18 protein-coding genes are annotated in these 17,720 nt (G+C 49.1%); 13 read left to right on the forward strand and 5 right to left on the reverse strand.

What is annotated here, in order from left to right:
- Positions 1-13: 13 nt before the first annotated feature.
- The 3 genes from ACIFO6_RS11705 to ACIFO6_RS11715 all read right to left on the reverse strand — a co-directional run bounded on the left by ACIFO6_RS11705 (position 14) and on the right by ACIFO6_RS11715 (position 2,994).
- On the reverse strand, positions 14-760 hold the full coding sequence (locus tag ACIFO6_RS11705; protein WP_430040840.1) for a transposase: 747 nt from the start codon (positions 758-760) through the stop codon (positions 14-16).
- 366 nt (positions 761-1,126) lie between these two features.
- Entirely contained in the window at positions 1,127-1,975 is an 849-nt protein-coding gene (locus tag ACIFO6_RS11710) for a sulfurtransferase (RefSeq protein ID WP_430040841.1), read from the reverse strand.
- A gap of 74 nt (positions 1,976-2,049) precedes the next feature.
- A complete protein-coding gene (locus ACIFO6_RS11715; RefSeq protein WP_430040842.1) occupies positions 2,050-2,994 on the reverse strand; it encodes a DMT family transporter in 945 nt (314 codons plus the stop codon).
- A gap of 208 nt (positions 2,995-3,202) precedes the next feature.
- On the opposite strand from ACIFO6_RS11715, the gene ACIFO6_RS11720 reads away from it, so the two are divergent.
- From ACIFO6_RS11720 to ACIFO6_RS11750, 7 genes are all read left to right on the forward strand, one after another.
- A complete protein-coding gene (locus ACIFO6_RS11720; protein ID WP_430040843.1) occupies positions 3,203-4,108 on the forward strand; it encodes a hypothetical protein in 906 nt (301 codons plus the stop codon).
- Between the two features lie 111 nt (positions 4,109-4,219).
- The gene (gene dapD / locus ACIFO6_RS11725) at positions 4,220-4,933 is read left to right on the forward strand and encodes a 2,3,4,5-tetrahydropyridine-2,6-dicarboxylate N-acetyltransferase (protein WP_430040844.1); all 714 of its coding nucleotides are present in this window, start codon (positions 4,220-4,222) and stop codon (positions 4,931-4,933) included.
- Positions 4,934-5,117: 184 nt separating this feature from the next.
- On the forward strand, positions 5,118-6,263 hold the full coding sequence (locus ACIFO6_RS11730; protein WP_430040845.1) for an N-acetyldiaminopimelate deacetylase: 1,146 nt from the start codon (positions 5,118-5,120) through the stop codon (positions 6,261-6,263).
- 74 nt (positions 6,264-6,337) lie between these two features.
- Positions 6,338-7,447, forward strand: coding sequence for an ABC transporter ATP-binding protein (locus ACIFO6_RS11735; RefSeq protein WP_430040846.1), 1,110 nt, complete (start codon positions 6,338-6,340; stop codon positions 7,445-7,447).
- Positions 7,437-8,249 carry an ABC transporter permease gene (locus ACIFO6_RS11740; protein WP_430040875.1) on the forward strand — a complete coding sequence of 271 codons (813 nt, stop codon included), beginning with the start codon at positions 7,437-7,439 and terminating at the stop codon, positions 8,247-8,249. Before ACIFO6_RS11735 ends, ACIFO6_RS11740 begins: the two co-directional genes overlap by 11 nt.
- Complete coding sequence (locus ACIFO6_RS11745; protein WP_430040847.1) at positions 8,239-9,060, forward strand: ABC transporter permease; 822 nt, start codon at positions 8,239-8,241, stop codon at positions 9,058-9,060. Before ACIFO6_RS11740 ends, ACIFO6_RS11745 begins: the two co-directional genes overlap by 11 nt.
- Complete coding sequence (locus ACIFO6_RS11750; RefSeq protein ID WP_430040848.1) at positions 9,057-10,130, forward strand: ABC transporter substrate-binding protein; 1,074 nt, start codon at positions 9,057-9,059, stop codon at positions 10,128-10,130. The genes ACIFO6_RS11745 and ACIFO6_RS11750 overlap by 4 nt, the downstream gene beginning before the upstream one ends.
- 35 nt (positions 10,131-10,165) lie before the next feature.
- Here the strand turns inward: ACIFO6_RS11750 and ACIFO6_RS11755 are convergent, their stop codons facing one another.
- Both ACIFO6_RS11755 and ACIFO6_RS11760 read right to left on the reverse strand, forming a co-directional pair.
- Positions 10,166-10,339 carry a hypothetical protein gene (locus tag ACIFO6_RS11755; protein WP_430040849.1) on the reverse strand — a complete coding sequence of 58 codons (174 nt, stop codon included), beginning with the start codon at positions 10,337-10,339 and terminating at the stop codon, positions 10,166-10,168.
- Between the two features lie 312 nt (positions 10,340-10,651).
- Positions 10,652-11,815: an aminotransferase A gene (locus tag ACIFO6_RS11760; RefSeq protein ID WP_430040850.1), complete on the reverse strand. Its 1,164-nt coding sequence runs from the start codon at positions 11,813-11,815 to the stop codon at positions 10,652-10,654.
- Positions 11,816-12,000: 185 nt separating this feature from the next.
- On the opposite strand from ACIFO6_RS11760, the gene ACIFO6_RS11765 reads away from it, so the two are divergent.
- The 6 genes from ACIFO6_RS11765 (at position 12,001) to aspA (ending at position 17,670) form a co-directional block, all read left to right on the forward strand.
- Positions 12,001-14,769 (forward strand): endonuclease/exonuclease/phosphatase family protein, encoded by a 2,769-nt coding sequence (locus ACIFO6_RS11765; RefSeq protein ID WP_430040851.1) that lies wholly within the window; start codon positions 12,001-12,003, stop codon positions 14,767-14,769.
- Positions 14,738-15,028, forward strand: coding sequence for an S-layer homology domain-containing protein (locus tag ACIFO6_RS11770; RefSeq protein WP_430040852.1), 291 nt, complete (start codon positions 14,738-14,740; stop codon positions 15,026-15,028). The genes ACIFO6_RS11765 and ACIFO6_RS11770 overlap by 32 nt, the downstream gene beginning before the upstream one ends.
- Positions 15,029-15,033: 5 nt before the next feature.
- On the forward strand, positions 15,034-15,141 hold the full coding sequence (locus ACIFO6_RS11775; RefSeq protein ID WP_430040876.1) for an S-layer homology domain-containing protein: 108 nt from the start codon (positions 15,034-15,036) through the stop codon (positions 15,139-15,141).
- 111 nt (positions 15,142-15,252) lie between these two features.
- On the forward strand, positions 15,253-15,654 hold the full coding sequence (locus ACIFO6_RS11780) for a VOC family protein (RefSeq protein WP_430040853.1): 402 nt from the start codon (positions 15,253-15,255) through the stop codon (positions 15,652-15,654).
- Between the two features lie 113 nt (positions 15,655-15,767).
- The gene (locus ACIFO6_RS11785) at positions 15,768-15,950 is read left to right on the forward strand and encodes a hypothetical protein (protein ID WP_430040854.1); all 183 of its coding nucleotides are present in this window, start codon (positions 15,768-15,770) and stop codon (positions 15,948-15,950) included.
- Between the two features lie 310 nt (positions 15,951-16,260).
- Positions 16,261-17,670: an aspartate ammonia-lyase gene (gene aspA, locus ACIFO6_RS11790; RefSeq protein ID WP_430040877.1), complete on the forward strand. Its 1,410-nt coding sequence runs from the start codon at positions 16,261-16,263 to the stop codon at positions 17,668-17,670.
- Positions 17,671-17,720 lie beyond the last annotated feature (50 nt).

Below are 17,720 nucleotides of genomic sequence, written 5' to 3' on the forward strand. Positions count from 1 at the left end.
AAATCCCGAAACATCACCACACGATGACGTTGTCTGGAACGACACTGAGGGGTTCCCAACTGGCAAGGATATCTCGAATGACGGATGAATCTGGCTTTGTAAGGCGACGTAGCGCATGAGGCTTTTCCAAATGGACGTTGTCGCGAAGCCGAATGACAAACGATTGTCCATGGGTTTTGAAGTAATCCAGACGCTCCAGTTTCCCATAAGCACGATCCATCACCACAATGTAGTCCGGTTGAGCCAACGCTTCACTCATGGGGCCATCATGCTTGGAACCTAGCGATTCGAGCACCTGAAGAGGTTGCCCATTTTCGGCTCGTAAAGCGACATGAAGCTTAATACCCGCACGCTCTCCGTGATAAGGAGCCCAAGGCAACCGCGTTTTCCCCACCGTCATCGTAGTTGAATCGATAAGTAATAGTTCTTTGGGGAAAGTCAGCTTCCGACGAGCTTCCCGGTTGCATTTGCTAACAAGTAGATGGAAAAGTTCCTTAAATACGGAAAACGGGACTTCGGCGGCTTTGGTTGAAAAGCGTGAGTAATGGACGACGGGCAAGCCACAGAGAGCCGCATAATCTACGCTGGATCGATAGCTACCCCATTGTTCCAACGCAGCCATGCACCAGTATTGGAGTAAATGGTACACCGTAAACTTGCGGGCTTTGTCTTCATAACCTATGAACTTCACAACCCTTTGAACTTCTTCAGGAGTCAGCATGGATTGAAGGATAGATGTAATCGTGATAGAATTCTTCATGAGATCGTCTTCTTTCGGATGGTACCAACGATTCTACAGAAAAGACGATCTTTTTTCTACCATTTTGTGGTTATTCAACAGGCGTGATTTAACATCATAGTTTTTGTTGGATGTCCGTTGATAGAGCCACACACTTATATGGCTTTGTTGATTTTAAAAAAATGAGAAAACAATTTGGCTAGTGTGCCGCTAATTTAAACATCTTTTGTCCCATTGAAAACGTATAATGCCACTGTCATAGAAGATGCTTTCTGTGAACCGATGTTGATCCCTTGTTGATTTTCAATCAATGAAAACACCGCCATTAGCACTAAGCCTAAATGGCGGTCTATTCATATAGTTGATCCTGTATTGTATTCCTTTGTCTTATTCCTCTTCCGTAGCCACCGGATTCTCTTCATAACTTATCCAATCGCTCCAGCTTCCCGGATATAACCGCACCTTACTAAATCCTGTCTCATTCAAGGCCAGAACATTCGGGCAGGCGGATACGCCTGAGCCGCAATATACGATAATTTCTGCATTCCGATCAAGGCTGGTAAAGTGCTGTTCCAGTTGTTTCGCATTTTTAAATGTACCCTTTTCGTCCAAGACCCCTTTCCAAAAATAATTCAATGCACCGGGGATATGCCCCGCTGCTTGATCTATGGGCTCTTCCAGTCCCAGGTAGCGCGGCCGTTCTCTGGAGTCGATCAATGTATAGGAGCCGACAGGAACCGAACCTTCGGACACACGTCGCACTTCTTCCATACTTGTGAGCATTTGCGGCTGTACCTTCGCTACAAAGGTTGAGGGAATGCGAATCGGCTGGTCTGCCGTGACCGGGAACTTCGCTTCCTTCCAGGCGCTGTAGCCTTCTTCCAGCACGTACACCTGCTCATGGCCCAAATAGCGCAGCAGCCACCAGAAGCGGGAGGCCATCATGCCGCCTTGATCATCGTAGGCGATGATGCGTGAATCTGCGTTAATTCCGGCGCGACTCAGGCGGGCGGCTAATGTGTCAGCATCCGGTAAAGGATGGCGTCCACCATGCTCACCTAGAGGAGCCGTGAGGTCTTCCTCCAGATCGAAGTGAACAGCCCCCGGGATATGATCTTCATTAAATTGAGCCCGTCCCGCTCCGGCTTGTCCGAGCAGAGAACGGCAGTCGGCAATGATGATATCTGGCTCATATAGTCGAGCTAATAGCCAGCGTTTGGATACGATGGATTTCATAAGGGATTCCGCCTTTCCTTTTTATCATTAAGATCGTTCACTTGAGTACTGTTCATGAAAATGGGGTAAATAAGTTATGAGCCTGTCTTAAGGGGAAGCTCGCTGTCGGGCAATTCACTTTGGTGGACGAATTGCTTCTTGAAATCTGTTCCGTACCGGATAAAAATCCATACCCCGAACAGGATGAAGAAGCCCGCGCCAAATTGTAAGGCAGAAAGTTTTTCTCCCAGCAACATCCAGGCTAGCAAGGAAGAAATAACGGGTTCGCCGAGTACCGCCATCGACACCGCGGTGGCGTTGATGTATTTGAGCAGCCAGTTAAACAGGTAGTGACCGAACAAGGTGGGCACTATGGCGAGCAACAGGAACAGTCCCCATTCCCGCGGAGCGTATCCGGTAAAAGGAATTGCGTTGACCACATTATACAGCGCAAGCGATGTGGCCGCGATGGCGAATACCCAAAAGTTATACACAAAGGCGCTCAAATGCTCGCGCAAATGCTTGCCCATCAGCATATGGATAGAGACGGCGATCATCCCCAGAAAAGATAAGGCATCTCCAAGCAAGGCTTGTCCCGAGGCATGAAAATCCCCGGCTCCGATCGCCAGCGAGCCAACAAGAGCCAGGCCCATTCCGATGAGCATAGCACGGTTTGTGCGTGTACGGAAAAATAAAAAAGAACCGAGCATGACAAGGATCGGCTCCAATGTCATAATAACGGTAGAGCTTGCAACGGTGGTCAGTCGCAGCGAGCCCATCCAGAGCAAGAAGTGCAGCCCTAGTGCAATACCGGACCAAAGGATCAGTATCCATTGCTTGCGGCTCAGGCTGAATAGCTCGGCACGGTATTTCCAGACCAAAGGCAGCATGACGAGATTGGTCAGGTACAAACGGTACATAGCGATGACGGACACCTCGGCTTCAGACCATCTTACGAAGATCGAGGAGAACGAAATAGCGATAATACCTACGATGTACAGTAATTCAAAGGAAAATGACGGTTTGTGCGCTTGATTCATGTGACAGCTTCATCCAGTACGGAGGAAGAATATTACGTGTATGATTCCTTCCATCGGTATCTCGAAAATTAGGTTTAATACAGCCCATTATACCGTACCTGACATCCGCGTAGAATATAAAAAGCGATGCAGGAAGAAGGATTTTAAGTATGGAGCTGCGTAGAACTTTTGCCGCACAAGCTCGTCTATCATAGTGGAGGTGGATTTTATGAAAAAACGCAGCACCTTTTCAATTATACTGTTAACTGTAGTGGCAGTGCTGGCTCTGTCAGCCTGTGGAACGAAACCGCAAACCAATAATACCGCACCTCAAGGGGGAGACCAACCACAGACGCAACAGCCACAAGTGAAACCGGAGCCAAGCGCCGAGTCGGAGGCCAAAAAGGGAACAGGCGTATACAACGGAGCCGCTGACCCGCACACGGTTGAAATTGAAACCAATGGCCAAGCCCAATCTTTCCAACTGGGTGAAGGACTGGACACGGTGGTAGCCGGACTTGAGGAAGGCGATTCAGTCGCATTTGAATACAACGAAAAAGCAGTGGAGGGCGACGCGGTTGCCAAGCAACTGATTTTGACGAAAATACAAAAAGTAGAAGCTGCAACAGACAGCACGCCAAACGGCAGCTCTAGTCAGGCAGTAGGCGGTGAACGCTCGAAAACGCAAGCTTTTGAGCTTAGCCTTGAAGGGAAAAAGGAAAAGCAGACAGCTACATTGGCAAAAGGAGAGGGATATACACTGTATGTGTTTGATCCCATGTCCCTGTTTCCTGATCAAAACCGTGTAGCCTTGGCTGTTGATGATAACTATTACGCTGAAATTACGAAGCTGCCCTCCGATGTAAATCTGGACGAGCTTCAAAAGAAAGGCGAAAAGGATCTGGCTTCCGTCGGTAAAGCGGTGAAGGTAGATAAAGCCGAAGTGCCTCAAGCGCTGACCAGCAGCCGTCTGTTCCTGCAAGCGAACGGTTCGAAGGTCACACGCCAATATATTGTTGTAGAACATAAACCAGGCGGCTTCATCCTGAAGGTAAACATTCCTCACGGCGAGCCTGCCGAGGGCTTCGAATCCTTCATTTATACATCGCTGGAGAGCCTGCAAGCCAACAAGTAACTCGAATCTGTAATTGCGGGACCTGTACTTTTGTGCTATAAAGGATGAGAGAATAAGATCATTCCGGCTTGCGAAGTCGTATGAAGCGATGAAGGAGTTGTTCGATTTACTATGTCCATCGAAATGAACACACAAGAAGTCATCAACGTGATTAAAAACAGTAAGAAAAAAACACCTGTTAAAGTATATGTAAAAGGGGCTTTGGCTTCCGCAGCATTCGGCGAGAATGTTCAAGCTTTTATTTCCGGAGACAGCGGCGTTGTATTTGGCGATTGGGCCGACATCAAGCCTGTTCTGGACAGTGTTAACGCTAATGAAGAAGACTATGTGGTGGAAAACGACCGCCGCAATTCCGCAGTGCCTATGCTCGATCTGAAAGGCATTAATGCCCGCATCGAGCCAGGCGCGTATATTCGCGATATGGTTGGTATCGGTAATAACGCAGTCATTATGATGGGTGCAGTCATTAACATCGGTGTCACCATTGGTGAAGGCACAATGATTGATATGAATGCTGTACTGGGCGGCCGTGTTAAAGTAGGTAACATGTGTCACATCGGTGCAGGCGTAGTCCTTGCGGGTGTTATTGAACCTCCATCTGCACAGCCTGTTGTGGTAGAAGACGATGTATTGATCGGTGCGAACGCGGTCGTATTGGAAGGTGTGCGAATTGGTAAAGGTGCAGTCGTTGCAGCCGGAGCTGTCGTAACCGAAGATGTACCTGAATACTCCGTAGTTGCCGGTACACCTGCACGCGTGATCAAACAGGTCGACGATAAGACTAAATCAAAAACTGAAATCTTGAAGGATTTGCGCGTTCTGTAAGACTGAAAAAGAGTTTTAAATGCACAATGGGTGAACGATACCTTGTCAGTGGCATGATGCATTGACAGCACAATTTAGGGACGAAGCACAACGGACAAGGCTCGGCGGCTGCGCCGGGCTTTTGTCCTTTTGTTCTTTTGTCTGATAAACCTGATGAGTTAGGAAAAGGAGGCGGATCAGCGGAATGAGCACGGTCGATTATCGTTCTTTTGTTCAAATACGAAGAGATTTGCATCAAATTCCTGAGCCTGGCTTTGAGGAATTTAAAACGCAGCAATATCTGCTGAATTATTTGGCAACGCTCCCTCAGGAGCATCTGGACATTCGTACATGGCGTACTGGCGTACTGGTGTTGATTCATGGAACGGCTCCTGTGCGCCGCTATGGATATCGCTGTGATATGGATGGTTTGCCAATTGTGGAAGAGACGGGCTATGATTTCCGTTCGACCCATCCCGGCTACATGCATGCTTGCGGTCATGATTTACATATGACAATTGGATTGGGGATTGTTTCTCACTTTGCAAGCCACCCGATCAAGGATGACCTGGTTGTATTGTTTCAGCCTGCCGAGGAAGGGCCTGGCGGAGCATTGCCTATGCGGGACAGCACGGAATTTGCAGATTGGATACCGGATGAAATGGTTGCGCTGCATGTTGCACCGGAATATCCGGTTGGCACGATTGCGACTCGCCCGGGCATCCTATTTGCCAATACATCAGAGCTTTTCATTGACTTGAAGGGTACAGGCGGACATGCTGCGTATCCACACAAGGCGAATGACATGGTAGTAGCTGCTTGTCAGCTGGTCGGACAACTGCAAACGGTTGTAGCCCGTAATGTGAACCCACTGGATTCAGCGGTCATTACGATTGGCAAGGTCGGCGGTGGTACGAAGCAGAACATTATTGCTGAAACAGCCCGTTTGGAGGGTACGATCCGAACGTTGTCAGCCGATACGATGACACTGGTCAAATCAAGGATTGAAGCGCTGGTGCGCGGTGTTGAAGCTGGGTTTGAATGCCATGCAGAAATTCATTATGGCTCGAATTATTTACAAGTGTTCAATGAGGCCAAGGTGACAGAGGAATTTATGAACTGGGTCCGTGAACGGCAGGATGTACAACTCATTGAATGCGGTGAAGCGATGACCGGAGAGGACTTCGGATATTTTCTGGAGCGGATTCCGGGTCTAATGTTCTGGCTTGGCGTGGATACGCCTTATGGTCTGCACCATGCCAAGCTGGAGCCTGCGGAGGAAGCCATTGGGGTGGCGATTCGTGTGCTGACAGACTATTTCACATGGAAATCCCAAGGTTCAAGGATATAGTCTGAATAAATAGGTTTAATGAAATGAATGAAATGAATGAAATGGAATGAAGTCGAATGTTGAGGGAGGGTGTTATGGGAGAGCAAACCATCATCCGATTCGAACGGGTGACCAAGCAATATGACAACGATCCACCGGTGCTGGCTGATGTCAGCTTTGAGATTGAACGTGGCAAATTCTATACGCTGCTGGGGCCCTCCGGCTGCGGTAAAACAACAATTTTGCGTATGATTGCGGGTTTTGCAGAGCCGACGGAAGGCTCGATTTATTTGAATGACAAGCTGATTAATCGTGTTCCAGCCAATGAACGGCAGGTCAATACGGTTTTTCAGGACTATGCCTTATTTCCACATCTGAATGTGTTTGAAAATGTGGCTTTCGGTCTGCGGATCAAAAAGATGAACCAAAAGGCCATTCAGGAGAAGGTTGCGCAGGCATTGTCGTTTGTCAATCTGGAGGGCTACGACGAACGGGAAATTTCTGAGATGTCTGGAGGGCAACGCCAGCGTGTTGCCATTGCACGGGCTATAGTCAATGAGCCGGACGTTCTGCTGCTGGATGAGCCGCTGTCTGCACTGGATTTAAAGCTGCGGACAGAAATGCAGTACATTTTGCGTGAAATGCAGCAGCGTCTTGGGATCACCTTTATTTTCGTTACGCATGATCAGGAGGAAGCGCTGGCGATGTCGGACGAAATTTTTGTTGTGAATAAAGGAAAGATCGAGCAGAGCGGTACACCGAATGATATTTATGATGAGCCGATCAATCGGTTTGTTGCTGATTTTATCGGGGAATCCAATATTGTGCCAGGACGCATGATCGCGGATTATCAGGTGGAGTTTAACGGTCGACAGTTTGAATGTGTCGATGGAGGATTGCGTCCGAATGAACCGATTGAAATTGTCATTCGACCCGAGGACTTGGAGATTACAACTGTTACAGAGGGCAAGCTGCGAGTAAAGGTGGATACCCAACTGTTCCGTGGTGTTCACTATGAAATTAGCTGCTATGATGATTCAGGCCAGGAGTGGCTGGTGCATTCTACCAAAAAGGCGGAGCTGGGTAGTGAAATCGGCCTCCATTTTGACCCGGAAGCGATCCATGTGATGCGGTTCGGGGAAACAGAGGAAGAATTTGATCGCCGTCTGGAAGCCTATGAAGAGGTGGAGCAGCATGTCCGGTAATACGAGAGCAGCGTATCTGCTGCCTTACTATTTATGGATTGTGCTGTTCGTAGCAGCTCCGGTCGTGCTTGTGTTTTACTATTCGCTATTTGATGTAGACGGTCATTTCACGTTCAGTAACTATGTACAATTTCTGACACCTGTCTATTTGAGCATGACGCTTAGCTCGTTTTGGTATGCGCTGTTGATTACGGTATTTTCGCTGTTAGTGGCTTATCCGGCGGCGTATTTGCTGACCCGAACCAAGCATAAGCAACTGTGGCTGTTGCTCATTATTTTGCCGACGTGGATTAACCTACTGCTTAAAACATATGCTTTTATCGGGATTTTTGGTACTTATGGTCCGGTGAATGCTGTGTTGGGCTTGGTCGGGTTGGGTGGTCAGCAATTATTGTTTACCAGCTCCAGCTTTGTGTTTGTATCGGTTTATATTTTTGTGCCGTTTATGATTTTGCCCATCTACAACGCGCTGGAAGGGCTGAACCCTTCACTGCTAGACGCCGCGCGTGATCTGGGCGCTTCCAAGTGGACGGCGTTTCGCCGGGTTATTTTCCCATTAACGCTATCTGGTGTGCGATCCGGGTGTATGGCGGTATTCATCCCGGCGCTGTCGCTGTTTATGATTACCCGTCTGATTGCGGGCAACCGCGTCATTACATTGGGAACGGCGATTGAGCAGCATTTTCTGGTCACACAGGATTGGGGCATGGGCTCTACGGTGGCGGTGTTCCTGATTTTGGCGATGGCAATCCTTATGCTGATAACCTCGGGAACGAAACAGAGGGTGCGGCATGGCAAATAAAAACCGGTTCGGGAATATTTATTTGGTGCTCATCTTTCTCGTGTTGTATGCGCCTATTCTGTACTTGATGTATTATTCGTTCAATAGCGGAGGGACGATGCACCAATTTGAAGGCTTTACGCTCCAATACTACAAAGAGGTGTTTGCCGACACTCGGCTGATTATCATTGTCATAAACACCTTGGTCATTGCGTTGTTGTCCTCTGCTCTGGCCACGATTATTGGCATCATGGGAGCGCTGGCTATTCACCAGATGCAGAACCGTCGGGTTAAAAATACACTGTTGTCGCTCAACAATGTGCTGATCGTGAACCCGGACGTCATTATTGGCGCATCCTTCCTCATTTTGTTCACGATGGTGGGGATCAAGCTGGGTTTTTACTCGGTGCTGCTGTCCCATATTGCATTTAGTGTGCCGATTGCGGTCATTATGATTCTGCCGCGGCTTCAGGAGATGAGTCCATCGCTGGTGGATGCGGCGCGGGATTTGGGTGCCAGCCGGATGGATGTGCTAACCAAGGTCATTTTACCTTTTATCAAGCCGGGGATTTACGCGGGCTTCTTTATGGCGTTAACGTACTCGCTGGACGATTTTGCGGTGACCTTTTTTGTGACAGGCAGCGGCTATTCGACCTTATCAGTGGAAATTTACTCGCGTGCCCGCCAAGGGGTTTCCCTGTCCATTAATGCGCTGTCCACGCTCATTTTTCTGTTTACCGTGCTGCTGGTTGTGGGTTACTACTTTATTATGCGCAAGGCGAACCGGAATGGGAAAAAGGAGCCTGCGGCGGAAATGGGGGTACCTAGATGAAGTCGCTTGTGCGCGTGTTTTTGTCGATTATTATCATCTCGTTCAGTCTGATGGGGGTGGCGGCATGGCTCAATTCCAGTCAGGGCTATTCCGGTGGCAATACGCTGACGGTCTACAACTGGGGAGACTATATCGACCCTGAGCTGCTGGCAAGGTTCCAGAAGGAGACGGGAATTACCGTCATTTATCAGACGTTTGACTCCAATGAGGCGATGCTGACGAAAATTGAGCAGGGTGGAACATCGTTTGATGTAGCGGTTCCTTCGGAGTATGCTCTGGCTAAAATGAAGCAGGAGCACCTGTTGCTCCCGCTGGATCACAGCAAGCTGCCGAATTTGAAGCATGTGGATGATCATTTTCTGAACCTTTCGTTTGACCCCAAAAACCAATACTCTGTGCCGTATTTTTGGGGTACGGTTGGGATTGTGTTCAACCCGGAGCTAACGAAGGGCGTTGATTTTCATAGCTGGGATGGTCTGTGGAATCCAAAGCTGCGTAACAACCTCCTGCTGGTCGATGGTGCGAGGGAAATCGTAGGTATGTCGCTGAACAGCCTCCACTATTCCTTGAACGATACGAATGAGGCGCATTTGCAGCAGGCTTTAACGAAGCTGGAGAAATTAGCGCCCAATGTCAAGGCCGTTGTCGGTGACGAGATTAAAATGCTGCTGGCCAACGAGGAAGCTGCTGCCGGGGTTGTATGGTCCGGCGATGCATCCGAAATCATGGATGAGAACGACAAGCTGGATTACATCGTGCCGGATGAAGGCTCCAACCTGTGGTTTGATAACATGGTTATTCCAAAAACCGCTACCCATGTGGACGCGGCCCATAAGTTTATCAATTTCATGATGCAGCCCGATGTAGCTGCTCAAAATGCCGAATTTGTAGGCTATTCCACACCTAACGAGGATGGAAAGAAGCTGTTGCCAGAGGATATATCCGGTGACGAGCGCTTCTATCCTCCATCTGAGATTACAGATAAGCTGGAGGTCTACGACAACCTTGGCAAGCGGATGCTGGCTCATTATAATGAATTGTTCCTGCAATTCAAAATGCATTTAAAGTAGGAGAGTGGAGGGGCGCGTGGATTCAGGTTTGAGCTTTAGAGGCCGCTGCGGGGGCGGATGATGCTTCCCATCGCCACCGCCCCCGGATTTCCGGAATGAAGCCAGGTTTTAGGGGGAAATCCGGGGACAAAAGCGACCGCATCGCTTGTCCAGCACCATTCCGCCCCCTCCGCTGTGCCGTGCTTCAAGCTACACGAATGAATCCACACGCCCATGTGGGAGTAGTAGTCGAACAAACAAGCTCTTGAATCACCTGTACGGGTGATTCAAGAGCCTGTTTTATTTTACTCACCGCGCAAAGCGGTGAGAGGGGTACTTCTTTTCCCCTGCGCCCCACACACGTTAGAGACTTGTGGGACTTTAAGGCGGGCAGTGAGCGAAGCGGGCTATTTGAATCTGAAGAAGCGACAGCGTTCGCCTTTGCAGGGGGATTCTTACCTCTAAATGTCTTACACAATCCAAAGAATCCCCCTGCAACAGCGATCGGAAGATCAAATGGACCGCGAAGCGCCTCCCCCACCTTAACTCCTCACAATTCCTCTAACAAACCCTTCTATTTTATCCAATCCCTGCTCCAGCACATTCTGCCCATAAGCATAGGACAACCGAATGTACCCTTCGCCATAGGAGGAAAAGGCATCTCCGGGCACGACAGCCACCCCATGCTCTTCCAGCAGCTTCATGGTGAAATCCATCGAGCTTAAGCCAAAATGGGCGATGGAAGGAAAAAGATAAAAGGCCCCCTCCGGCTTTTCAAGCGGAATGCCCATGTCGGTTAGCCTTCCGTGCACATAATCACGGCGCTTGCGGTATTCCTCGCGCATCGGAAGTGCATCGTCGACACCGACGGTCAAGGCTTCCAGCGCAGCATATTGGCTAATCGAACTGGCACAAGTCACGTTGTATTGATGAACCTTGACCATGTGCTGTGTAATTGCCGCAGGTGCAAGTGTGAAACCAATACGCCAGCCTGTCATGGAGTGCGATTTGGATAAGCCGTTGATGACGATGGTACGCTCTTGCATGCCGGGAAGGGCTGCAAGAGACACGTGTGGCGCATCGTAAATCAGTTCACTATATATTTCATCTGAAATGATAAACAGATCACGGCCTCTCAGCAAATCTGCGACGGCTTCCAGCTCTTCGCGGCTCATCACTCGTCCGGTTGGGTTTGAAGGATATCCGAGGATGACGGCTTTCGTCCGTTCGGTCAAATAAGGCTCCAGCACCTCTGCGGTCAGCTTAAAGCCGCTGTTGCGGGTGTCAGCCAGCACGGGTACGCCACCTGACAAGCGAATCAATGGCTCATATCCGGGGTAGATGGGCACAGGCAAAATGACCTCGTCACCAGGTGACAAAATGGTACGCAGGGCAATATCCAGCGCTTCGCTGGCTCCATTCGTTATGATAACCTCATCCTGTCCACGGTAATTCAGTCCGTATTTATGAGCTACAAACGCCGCTGCTGCTTCCCGCAGCTCGGGTAGTCCCGGATTTGGCGTATAGGAGGTGCGTCCTTCGTTAATTGCCCGATGGGCAGCCTCCATAATATGCGAAGGGGTAGGAAAATCAGGCTGCCCAATTGTTAAGGACAGGGTTCCGGGCAATGCGGCAACTTTATTGGCAATTTTGCGGATGCCACTGATTTGAATGTTTTTAACCTGATCGTTAAGCAAGTGCTCCATAGCGTATATGCCACCTTTTTCTGTATTAGAACAAGTTTACAATAATTTGATCAGATTATGCTACGGCGGGAAGCATTCATTTTACATAATTCAGGTACTGGTTTGACTATTTTATGGTATGTTTAAACATGGAATATATATTGTAAGCGTGACCATAGCTAAAATTGGGAGGAGCGCGTCTTTTAATGAAACAAGAATACATAGCAGTAACGTTACCCAGGAAATTAAAAAGGTTTGGGGTCACATGGCTCAGTGTGGCATTGGTGCTGTCGGGTGGAGGGCCGGGGTTACTGTCCGATGGAAAAGCTTCAGCAGAGCCTGCATCTTTAGTAGAAACGGGGGTACCATCATCACCCACGTCTGTTGGGACAAGCGTATACGTAGATGTCTACGTGCCGGGTAAGCTCCGTATCCATGATATACAAGGAGCGGCTCATCGTTCACCTTATGAGGGGCAAAAGGTAACGGATGTTGAAGGAATAGTGACGATGGTGAAGGGAAGCAACTTCTTTATCCAGGAGGCGGACGATAGGGTGGATCAGGATGAAAAAACATCCGAGGCCATTTTAGTGTACAAGTCTGGCAGCGGTGTGCAGGTTGGGGATGAGGTATGGGTCAGCGGCTCTGTGAAGGAATATACAGAAAGAACCTATGCCAGCAAGCCAGTCGACCTGACGACCACGGAAATTGTTGCTTCTTCGGTTTCGGTGATCGCCAAGGATCGTCCACTGCCGACTCCGATTTTGCTTGGAAAAGAGGGGCGCGTGATGCCGACATCTGTTGTGGATAATGACGGAATGACGGTGTTTGATCCGCAGGAGGATGGATTGGACTTTTTCGAAAGTCTGGAGGCCATGCGCGTAGAGTTGAAGGATGCACGAGTCATCGGCCCTTATGGTTATGAAATTCCGGTCAGGATTGATAACGGGGCGAACACAGGCGAGGTATTGACCGAAGCAGGCGGCTTGATGCTGACCGAAGAAAGTCTGAATCCGCAGCGGATTTTGATCGACGCCAAACCTTCGGTTCCGTTGAAAACAGGGGATCGTTTTGCGGGTCCCATCACGGGAATTGTGAGCTATAGCTTTAGCAATTTCAAGCTGTTGCCGGAGCGTCTGCCGGATATTGTGTCAGGTGGTCTCCAGCCAGCCAACACACGTCTGGTACAGGATGATCGTAAGCTGACGGTCGCTTCCTTTAACGTGGAAAATTTCGATCCCGGTGATGGAAAACGGATTGATCAGCTCGGACAGGCCATCGCCGTGAATTTGAACCACCCGGATATTGTAGGACTGTTAGAGGTTCAGGACAATAACGGTGAGAAGGATGACGGCACCACAGATGCTTCGGAAAGCTTTCGGGTGCTGATTGAGGCGATTCGTGCTCATGGAGGACCGGAGTATGCTTTTACAGATATAGCACCTGAAAATAATAAGGATGGCGGCGCTCCTGGCGGCAATATCCGGGTCGGCTTCCTCTACAATCCGCAACGTGTCACGCTGATGGACAAGCCGAAGGGAGATTCGGTTACATCTGTGACCTATGGAGAGCAGGGGCTTTCACTCAATCCCGGTCGTATTGATCCGCTGCATGCGGCATTTGAATACTCACGCAAGCCGTTGGCTGCTGAATTTGAGTTTGACGGTCAGCAGGTGATCGTGATCGCGAACCATTTTAATTCCAAAGGAGGCGATCAGGCGCCATTCGGAGGGATTCAGCCCCCCGTACGAAGCAGCGAAATACAGCGGGCGAAGATTGCAACGATTGTGAATGGTTTTGTGAAGTCGGTACTGGCTCAAAACCATCAGGCGAATATCGTCATATTGGGAGATTTAAATGATTTTCAATTTTCCGAAACGCTCGCTTGGGTCCGGGGACAGGAATTGACGAATCTGGTAGATAAGCTGGATGAGAAGGAGCGGTATTCGTATATTTATGAGGGGAATTCGCAAACACTGGATCATTTGCTGGTCAGTCCGTCCATAAGTGAATCATCCGTGCTGGATATTGTTCATATCAATGCGGATTTTAGCGCGGCGGACGGGCGGGTAAGTGATCATGATCCATTGGTTGCTCAAATTGGCTTGCCACGCCAAACAGTGGAACCGCCAACAGATGGCGAGAGTGGTCGGAATAAAGATGATGACGATGATCAGCAGGAGAGCAATGGCAGCAACAACACCGGGAATCATAGTGGAACGACGAATAACGGACAGGGTGAGACTGCGAATAGCGGGCAGAATGGTAACGGTTCGTCAGGTGTTAATGTGGTGCAAGCCAAGTCCATAGTAACAGAGCAAAACGGACTGAAAAGAGCAGTCGCACAGGTACCAGCCGCTGACATACACAATGCGATTCGGAACGGGGCGAATGGTACGCTCGTAGTCCGTGCAGGAGAGCAAGCGGATGCTAAGCTATTCGAAGTGAATCTAAACGGAGATGCTTTGGGTGCCGTCTTGAACGACCGTATTCACACCCTGCGAGTAGAAACGCCACAGGGCGGCTATGAAATAGCAACAGGTCGTTTGTCTGTTCAAAAGCTGGCTGACACCTGGCAGGTGCCTGTACAACAAATTTCCCTGAGCTTTACGGTTACGTCGAACGAAGGATTGACTAATCGCACAGATTTTCCGACAGGGCGCAAGCTGGTGCGGGCTGTTGATGTTGTGGCCGAGTTACGAAGCGAAGATGGACGCAAGCAGCCGTTGGCAGGTAGCGATAATTTCAGTAAAGGGTATGAACGTTATCTGCTACGTGTTCCTGCAACGGTAGCTATGAGCCAGCTTGCTGTAGTAAAGGTATCCACCAACCAAGCCGGACAGTTGTCCTATCATCCGGTTCCGTTTACCGCTTCTGGCGAGGAACTGACTGTGTATGGACGTTCGGGTGGAACCTATGTCGTGCTGGATGGCGGAGAAGCTAATGCAAGCAGATCGCATGGTGACGGGCTTTGACGATGTGCAATCGGAATCGTGGTATGCGGATTCTGTGCGTATCGCGGCCTCTGCTGGACTGATCAACGGTTATGCTGACGGCAGCTTCAGACCTGATGCTCCGGTATCGAGGGAGGAGCTGGCTGTGATTGTAGAGCGAGCCCTGCGCTTCGCCGGGACTGTAGAAGATACAACGGCAGGAAGTGCCTCAGCGTCATTAACGGATACACAAGCCATTTCTATATGGCAGCTCCGGCTGTCAACACGCTGTCCGGCTTAGGCATTATGAAGGGAGACGTGAAGGGACGTTTTGCTCCAGCTGCATCGGTGACGAGGGCAGAAGCAGCGGCTGTATTATCTCGAACTCTGGATAAGTTGAATTGGGAACAGTAGTATAATAATTGAAATGTCAGATTGATTGACTTTCTACGGTAGTTAAGTTATCTTTTGTTGGAGAAGCAGCATGAAAATTTGATTTTATAACTGATGAAGAGGTGAAATGTCATGGCAGTAACAGCCAAACAAATTTTTGTGAATTTACCAGTAAAAAATCTGCAACAGTCCATTGATTTTTTCTCAGCAATCGGATTTGAATTTAACGCGCAGTTCACCGATGAGCATGCAACCTGTATGATTGTCAGTGAGCAAATATTTGTTATGTTGCTGGTTGAAGAGCGTTTTAAAGCATTCACTACAAAAGAAATTTCGGATGCAACGAAAACAACAGAAGCGATTGTTGCCTTATCGGTGGAGAGTCGAGAAAAGGTGGATGAAATTGTCCACAAGGCTCTGGCAGCGGGCGGCAAGCCTTCAAACGAACCTCAGGATCACGGCTTTATGTACGGATGGAGCTTTCAGGATATAGATGGGCACCTGTGGGAGCTCTTTTATATGGCAGAGCAATAAGATGAAATAAAGCCAGACATACAGAAATTAAAGTAACACCATGGAAAGTAAGCGATCCTTAAAGGATGGTTTGCTTTCTTTATTATTATCAACATCACCGGGGAGGAATCACCATGTCTAATGAAATAGCAGTCTATCCCGTTCAAGCTCTGAACGATGCACTGACAGATACACTGACCCGGTTGTTGATCGATGTGGTGGCGGACGGTGCTTCTATTGGATTTTTACCGCCAATGGCTTATCAGGAAGCAGCAACTTATTGGAATAGCGTCCTTCAGGACGGTGTAGTCCTGTAGATTGCGGAGAAGGACGGCGTGCTTGTGGGGACTGTGCAGCTTCATCTGGCTACTAAGGCCAACGCCGCTCACCGTGCGGAAAACCACTTAATCCGTACCTGAGCCGTGGCTGAGTATTTGACGAATAACGGAGACATATACAGGTAATAATAGATTGTTATACGATTATATTTGCTTTTTTAACTATTTGACTGGAAAAGTAAGGGAATGAGAACGTATAATGAAGTGGAGATCGTCTAAAGGTTATCTTGATGCCAATTCGGCGGTCGGATTGAAGATCGTAGTATATATAGCGGAGGAATCGAAGAATATGAGGCTGGAGCATGATTTTCTAGGTACCAAGGAAGTGCCGTCAGACGCCTATTACGGTGTACAAACACTGAGGGCAAAAGAGAATTTTCCAATTACCGGTCAACGGCTGCATCCTGAGCTGATTAAAGCCATGGCGATTGTCAAAAAGGCAGCAGCAACGGTAAATATGGAGCTGACCCGCTTGCATCGTCCTAAGGCGGAGGCCATCATTCAGGCAGCTGACGAGGTTATTCAAGGGCAGTTGCACGACCATTTCATCGTCGATCCGATTCAGGGCGGCGCAGGCACGTCCATTAATATGAATACAAATGAAGTGATTGCGAACCGGGCGCTGGAGCTAATCGGCAAGCAGCGTGGAGATTATCAGGAGATCAGTCCCAACAACCATGTCAACATGGCACAATCGACAAACGATGCTTTTCCTACGGCTGTCCATTTGGCTGTACTAAGTATGATTGACAAGCTGTTGGTCACCATGAGCGAGCTTCAGGAGGCGTTTTCCCGTAAGGCGAAAGAGTTTGACAGTGTGATTAAAATGGGACGAACCCACTTGCAGGATGCAGTACCGATCCGGCTGGGACAGGAGTTTCAGGCTTATGCGCGTGTGTTGGGTCGTGATATCGGACGTGTCCGTGCCACGAAGCAGCATTTGCTGACAGTCAATATGGGGGCAACTGCAGTTGGCACTGGTTTGAACGCGGATCGCCGTTATATTCAGCGTGTCGCCGAGGTGCTGGCGGAAATAAGTGGTTTCCCTGTGGAGGCTGACGAAAATCTCGTCGATGCCACTCAAAACACAGATGCCTATACGGAAGTGTCTGCTGCGTTAAAAATTTGCATGATGAACATGTCCAAAGTAGCAAATGACATCCGCCTGATGGCCTCAGGGCCGCGTGCCGGTCTCGGAGAGCTGAGCCTGCCCGCCCGTCAGCCGGGTTCATCCATTATGCCGGGTAAAGTAAATCCGGTCATGTGTGAGGTCATCAACCAGATTGCTTTTCAGGTCATTGGAAATGATCATACGATCTGTCTCGCTTCCGAGTCTGGTCAGCTAGAGTTGAACGTGATGGAGCCTGTGCTTGTCTACAACCTGCTGCAATCGCTGGAAATTATGAAGCAGGGCTTTCATGTTTTCCGCATTCATTGTGTGGACGGAATTGAAGCGAACGTGGAGCGGTGCCGTGAATATGTCGAAAACAGCGTAGGTATTATTACCGCGCTCAATCCCCACCTCGGATATGAGGTCGTATCACGCATCGCCCGTGAGGCGATTACAACTGGCAAATCGGTACGCGAGTTGTGTCTGTTGTATAATGTGCTAACTGAGGAAGAACTGGACATTATTTTGGACCCGTATCAAATGACTCAGCCGGGTATTGCCGGAGAGTCGCTGCTGAATAGGGAATAATAGTGCGGAGTTTAGAATGCAGGCAGCATTGAGGCAAAATGAAGACAGCC

The organism is Paenibacillus sp. NRS-1781 (assembly GCF_050467745.1).
Taxonomy (GTDB): domain Bacteria; phylum Bacillota; class Bacilli; order Paenibacillales; family Paenibacillaceae; genus Paenibacillus; species Paenibacillus terrae_A.

What these genes read in the sequence shown, in the direction of transcription:
- ACIFO6_RS11705 (WP_430040840.1), bottom strand. Translation starts at nt 760, where the DNA reads ATGAAGAATTCTATCACGATTACATCTATCCTTCAATCCATGCTGACT.
- ACIFO6_RS11710 (WP_430040841.1), bottom strand. Translation starts at nt 1,975, where the DNA reads ATGAAATCCATCGTATCCAAACGCTGGCTATTAGCTCGACTATATGAG.
- ACIFO6_RS11715 (WP_430040842.1), bottom strand. Translation starts at nt 2,994, where the DNA reads ATGAATCAAGCGCACAAACCGTCATTTTCCTTTGAATTACTGTACATC.
- ACIFO6_RS11720 (WP_430040843.1), top strand. Translation starts at nt 3,203, where the DNA reads ATGAAAAAACGCAGCACCTTTTCAATTATACTGTTAACTGTAGTGGCA.
- dapD (WP_430040844.1), top strand. Translation starts at nt 4,220, where the DNA reads ATGTCCATCGAAATGAACACACAAGAAGTCATCAACGTGATTAAAAAC.
- ACIFO6_RS11730 (WP_430040845.1), top strand. Translation starts at nt 5,118, where the DNA reads ATGAGCACGGTCGATTATCGTTCTTTTGTTCAAATACGAAGAGATTTG.
- ACIFO6_RS11735 (WP_430040846.1), top strand. Translation starts at nt 6,338, where the DNA reads ATGGGAGAGCAAACCATCATCCGATTCGAACGGGTGACCAAGCAATAT.
- ACIFO6_RS11740 (WP_430040875.1), top strand. Translation starts at nt 7,437, where the DNA reads ATGTCCGGTAATACGAGAGCAGCGTATCTGCTGCCTTACTATTTATGG.
- ACIFO6_RS11745 (WP_430040847.1), top strand. Translation starts at nt 8,239, where the DNA reads ATGGCAAATAAAAACCGGTTCGGGAATATTTATTTGGTGCTCATCTTT.
- ACIFO6_RS11750 (WP_430040848.1), top strand. Translation starts at nt 9,057, where the DNA reads ATGAAGTCGCTTGTGCGCGTGTTTTTGTCGATTATTATCATCTCGTTC.
- ACIFO6_RS11760 (WP_430040850.1), bottom strand. Translation starts at nt 11,815, where the DNA reads ATGGAGCACTTGCTTAACGATCAGGTTAAAAACATTCAAATCAGTGGC.
- ACIFO6_RS11765 (WP_430040851.1), top strand. Translation starts at nt 12,001, where the DNA reads ATGAAACAAGAATACATAGCAGTAACGTTACCCAGGAAATTAAAAAGG.
- ACIFO6_RS11770 (WP_430040852.1), top strand. Translation starts at nt 14,738, where the DNA reads ATGCAAGCAGATCGCATGGTGACGGGCTTTGACGATGTGCAATCGGAA.
- ACIFO6_RS11775 (WP_430040876.1), top strand. Translation starts at nt 15,034, where the DNA reads ATGAAGGGAGACGTGAAGGGACGTTTTGCTCCAGCTGCATCGGTGACG.
- ACIFO6_RS11780 (WP_430040853.1), top strand. Translation starts at nt 15,253, where the DNA reads ATGGCAGTAACAGCCAAACAAATTTTTGTGAATTTACCAGTAAAAAAT.
- ACIFO6_RS11785 (WP_430040854.1), top strand. Translation starts at nt 15,768, where the DNA reads ATGTCTAATGAAATAGCAGTCTATCCCGTTCAAGCTCTGAACGATGCA.
- aspA (WP_430040877.1), top strand. Translation starts at nt 16,261, where the DNA reads ATGAGGCTGGAGCATGATTTTCTAGGTACCAAGGAAGTGCCGTCAGAC.